Annotated in this window: 3 protein-coding genes; 1 reads left to right on the top strand and 2 read right to left on the bottom strand. The window is 47.4% G+C overall.

The features are described 5' to 3' along the window. A partial coding sequence (locus PLA23_RS10085) for a methyl-accepting chemotaxis protein (protein ID WP_324475101.1) occupies nt 1–2,430 on the bottom strand: 2,430 nt, incomplete at its 3' end. Between the two features lie 242 nt (nt 2,431–2,672). Between PLA23_RS10085 and PLA23_RS10080 the strand changes: the two genes are divergently transcribed. Further along, a complete protein-coding gene (locus PLA23_RS10080; RefSeq protein WP_324475100.1) occupies nt 2,673–4,805 on the top strand; it encodes a transporter substrate-binding domain-containing protein in 2,133 nt (710 codons plus the stop codon). Nucleotides 4,806–4,837: 32 nt separating this feature from the next. Here PLA23_RS10080 and PLA23_RS10075 read toward each other — a convergent pair. Then, on the bottom strand, nt 4,838–5,387 hold a 550-nt coding region (locus PLA23_RS10075; RefSeq protein ID WP_324475099.1), incomplete at its 5' end, for an alpha/beta fold hydrolase.

Genomic DNA, 5,387 nt, shown 5'->3' with positions numbered 1-5,387 from the left:
TATTGCCGCTGATGTCTGTTCTGTTGCCGCGGCTGATTCCAGTGCTTCTTCAGATGCTTTTGTCACATGCCGTTCCAGTTCATGCACACTTGCGGTGATCTCTTCAACCGCTGCCGCCTGCTCCTCTGCCGATGCAGCAACAGAGGATGTATTCTCTGAAATATTCTGGATTTTTTTAATTATCTCTGAAAATACCTCCAATGTCGCGGAGACCGCAGTATTGCCTGATGTGACCTCCTCTGATGACCGATGCATAGCCGCTGTTGCGTTATCTGACTGCTTTTGCAGGTTCTGAATCATTACTGCAATTTTTTCTGCAGATTTTTGTGATTCAACAGCCAAGGATTTTACTTCATCAGCAACGACTGAGAATCCTCTTCCTGCCTCACCTGCCCGTGCGGCTTCAATCGCTGCATTTAATGCAAGAAGGTTTGTCTGCTCTGAAATATCACTGATAAGTCTGACGATCTGACCTATCTGTTCCATCTGAACAGACATCTCATTCATCGTCCTGCTACTCTCCTCAATTGAACTGATGATATGCTGCATCCCCTCATCTGCCTGCCGTGCAAGGTCTGCACCCTTCGATGAGAGCTGATTTGTTGTATGAGAGAGGGTTGCAACAGTATCGGTCATCTCTGCCACATGGGATATATTCACCGAGAGATCATTCATCGCCCGCAGAATTTGGCTTACTCCGTTCAGACTGGTCTCTGCAAGTGCACTAACTTCTTGTGAACTCTCTGCAAGTCTGGAAGAACCAGCCGATACTTCTTCCACCGCTGCATTTGTCTCCTCAATACTGGCAACAACCGATTCTATCTCTTCTTTTACCATTTTGACTGATGCTGAGGTTTGTTTTCCTATCTTATTCAACGCATCCCGGAATTTTAGAAAAGCTCCTGATACGGAAATCTTTGGGTCAAAGACAGCGGTATAATCACCGGAGGCATACCTGTCTGCAAGAGCGATCGCACCGTTAATCGGGTTAATGACCGCATCAAGGGTCTCATTCACCGATCTGATTATCTCCTGGTACTCCCCCTGAAACAGGTTCATATCACCTCGTACACTGAGATCCCCGGCGGCTGCACGATGGGAGAGATCGGTAACCATCCTGCTCATCTCACTGATGGTATCCCGCATGGTTACCATCGATCTCCCAAGAATATCCCGGTCAGAAGCGACCGGAATAAAAACACGGAGATCACCGGCAGCAATACCGTCTGCGGCAAGCGCTTTTCCCTGGAGGCTGGAGAGCATTCTTCGAAAAGAATCCGCTAGTCTTCCAATCTCATCGCTGCGGATAATCGTTATCTCATCACCCAGTTCACCCTCCGCGATGGAATCAGCATACGCCGATATCTGCTCAATCGGGCGTGAAATCCCTTTTGCTGCAAAATACAAAAGGATTAATCCGAATAGGGTTACGAATGAGCCGATAATGACCAGAATAAAACTGTTCATCCGTGCCTGCTTCGTTGCAACATCGACCGGCACCGTGGCGATGACAGACCAGGGCTGGCCTGAATTTCCTGCAGGCACCGGACTGTATGCAATAAAGGTTCCGTTCTGTTCAAACACATCTTGTTTCCCTGCCTGAATATTCGCAATAATCTCATCCGCATCAGCAGACAACGGAATATCAGCGTCTTTCAGAGGCTTTCCGACACTCTCCGGATACCCGGTCACTCCAGTCACGATACCGTCATAAGAGATGAAATACACCTTTCCTTCCCCTGTATACGTATCAAGAGTATCCGCAAGCCCCTGGACCTCCTCAAGGGGTACATCAACCCCGGCAATTCCGAAGAACTGGTTGTTTATAATGATGGGAACCACGACGGACGAGAGGAGTATCTCCCGACCCTGTATCTCCCAGGGATACGGAGGAGTGATATACTCCCTGCGGGTGTTCTTTGGAACCTGATAATATTCACTCCCTTCTTCTCCGGCGTTATAATTATAGATCTTGTCAAGCACCGGCTTTCCTGAAGAATCTCGTGAATAATATGCCATGAACCGCCCGGATTCGTCAGTCCCCGGTTTGTTCCTGAATGCAGTATCATCCCCTTCCCAGACATCAGGTTCAAGGGCAATGTATATCCCGTTATATTCTGGGTATGCATTCATCAGACCCAGGATCATCCCCTGAAATTCTTCCCGGGAGGGTTTCTTTCCTGACTGGACAGCTCCGGTCACCGAATGTGCAAGGGTCCGGTCGATGATAAACGCCTCATCCATGAACTCTTTCAGATTCACGGATTTTTCTGATGCGACTGCTTTAACGGTGCTTAATGAACCATCAACGGATATTGAGTACAGCGATATACTGGCATACCCGATTATGGCAGCAGAGACAATAAGTAATGCAACAGCCCCGAAGAATAATATTTCATGTCGGATTGACCGGAAAGACAGATACTTCATGAAATCTTCTACGCCGGTCTCGATAATTAAGGTAGCTCCTGTCTTATCATGAGAGCAGCATGGTGCCTAAAAAGCAAAAATACTCTTCCCTGAGTGGATACCAGGGATGCACCAGCCGTGAGCATATATTCGTACCGAAAGTTGTTTATATCCCCTGTCCTGATACTCTCTGCAGGGAGGACGGTATATCCCTGGGGTTTATTTAAGTCAGACAACGTTCGGATTATCACAGACAAACCATCATGAACCGTACTATCAAAAAAGATATCATCTGTATTCTTCTTGTGATACTTCTGGGTGCCGTAGTCCCGGTTCATGCGTTCAATACCACACCTACTTCTCCGGTTCTGGTCAGGGCCGATAATAACTATCCGCCATACGAATTTGTTGATGAGGATGGGAACCCGGCCGGATTTAATATCGATCTCTTCCGGGCTGTTGCGGATGTGATGAATATTCAGGCCGTCATCCAACCCGGTCCATGGAATGAAGTACGATCAGCACTTGAAAACGGGACCATTGATATGCTCACCGGGATGTATTACTCACCTGAACGGGCACAGTATGTTCGGTTTTCAACCCCTCATATCGTCGTATCGCATGCACTTTTCGTCCGGAAAGGTTCATCAGTCCGTAGTCTGGATGATATCTGGAACCGGTCGGTTATAGTGCAATCCGGTGATATCATGCATGATTTTGCCCGTGCTCATACCGATGCGAGCCATATCATCCCGGTAGAAAATCAGAAAGAGGCGCTGATTCTTCTCTCATCCGGTCATTATGATTGTGCCCTTCTTGGAAAGTTACAGGCACTCTACCATGCGGACCAGCTGGGAATAACGAATGTTGAGTCTGTAGGGCCCCCGATAGAGCCCAGATATTATTGTTTTGCCGTACGGATGGAGGATGAGCACCTGCTCAGTCAGCTCAATGAAGGACTTGCCATAGTCAAAAAGTCCGGGACCTATGATGCTATCTATCAGAAATGGTTCGGGGTGTATGAGGAAAAACAGGCGTTTGCTATCCTGTTTCCGATATTGCTGTGGATAATCATACCACTTGGAGGAGCAGTTTTTCTCATCCTTCTCTGGAACTGGTCGTTGAAACGGCAGGTTACAAAAAAGACAGAAGATCTCAGAAAGGAGCTGGATTACCGTCTCTCCATAGAGTCTGCACTGGTGGAGAGTGAAGAGAAAATCCGTACCGCTCATGAGGATCTGCATGGTGCATACCGGCAGCTTGCTGCCACAGGAGAGGAACTGCGTCATAATAATGATGAACTGAATCGGAATAAGGCAGAATTACAGCGTATTAACACGTTCCTGAAAACCCTGCTGGACACCTCATTTTATGGGATTCTTGTGGTGGGACCTGACCGGGAGGTTTTGTACAATAATCCACAGTTTTTTGATATCTGGGATATCCCGTCCGAGGTGCGCCAAACGAAATCAGATGCGGTATTACTTGATTCGGTCCTGGAAAAACTGGCAGAACCGGATATATTTCTCAGAAAAGTGGAGGAACTGTATGCCCATCCGGATGAAGTCAGTTTTGATGAAGTGATTTTTACGAACGGAGTAGTTTTGGAACGGTATTCATCGCCGGTTACCGGGCCGGATGGAACACAGTATGGCCGGGTCTGGTATTTCCTTGATATCACGGAACGGAAGAATATGCAGGATGCTCTTTCCAGAACAACAAAAAAACTGAATATGCTCAATGCCATCACACTTTCAGATATTCAGAATACCATTTTTACATTAAGCGGGTATCTGGATCTGGAAAAGGAGGCTGGATGCGATGAATCAGACAGGCGGTTTTTGGAAAAGGAGATTGCACTGGTCAGAAATATCACAGAATCACTGACATTTGCCAATTATTATCAGAATCTTGGATTAAAGCCACCGAGATGGCAGAATGTGTATCAGAGTTTTCTCTTTGGCATATCACATCTTGATTTCTCTCATATCTCCCGGAATATCGATGTTGATGATCTGGAAATATTCGCAGATCCCCTTCTTGAGAATGTGTTCTTCACCTTTGCAGAGAATGTCATTTTGCACAGCAAAGGTGCAACGCAGATCTCTCTGACATTTTCTGAAATACCGGACGGGGTAGTTCTGGTTTTTGAGGATAATGGCGTTGGGATACCGTATGAGATGAAGGAGAAGATATTTGAGCGGCAGTATGAGAAAAAAAGAGGAATTGGTCTTTTTCTGACCAGAGAGATATTGTCAATTACCGGTATTACCATCCGGGAGACCGGGGAACCTGGAGCCGGGGCACGATTTGAGATGCTTGTACCGAAAGGAAAGTACAGACTGAATACCCGAAAGGATGACAGCGGTAATCAGTCTCCCCCGGTAGAGAGGTGACGTGAATGCCCATTGAAAAAAGGTGGAATGTGTTATTTTTTCCCCGGCATCTTCAGGAAATACAGGGCATTGTCTGCGTACCTGACCGGATCCACATCCCCTCCGGCATGGGGGAGATCTGAAAACCGGATCAGCCAGGACCCGTTTATCTTCCCTGCCATACGGGCCGACAGGATATCCGGTGTTATGGTATCCTGTGTTCCGACAACAAGCATGACATCAGTATCAATCTCATGCAACCGGTTCCATGTCCCATTCCATGCAAGGATGGCTGATGCTTCGTCCCGAAGGCCCTGGGGAGCGGCAGGATCTGATACGATTGACTGAGCGTAGGTATGCAGTTCCTGCATTTCTGGTATGCTGATGCTGTATGAGGATGAGTCCAGAATCATCTTTCTGACCCGTCCGGGCGTATTGAGAGCCATCTCCTGGGCAATAAACGAACCCATGGAGGTGCCATAGATGTGCATACTGTCATATCCAAGGGCTGCGATCAGATCTGCTGCATCTTTGGCATAGAGTGGGATCGTCGGGGTTTCATTCCCGAAACTGCTCTGTCCCATTCCCCGGTGATCATAGAGA

The organism is Methanospirillum sp. (assembly GCF_035406105.1).
Classification (GTDB): Archaea; Halobacteriota; Methanomicrobia; order Methanomicrobiales; family Methanospirillaceae; genus Methanospirillum.
The sequence above is the reverse complement of the archived record's forward strand: the minus strand, read 5'-3'. Positions and strand labels throughout refer to the sequence as shown.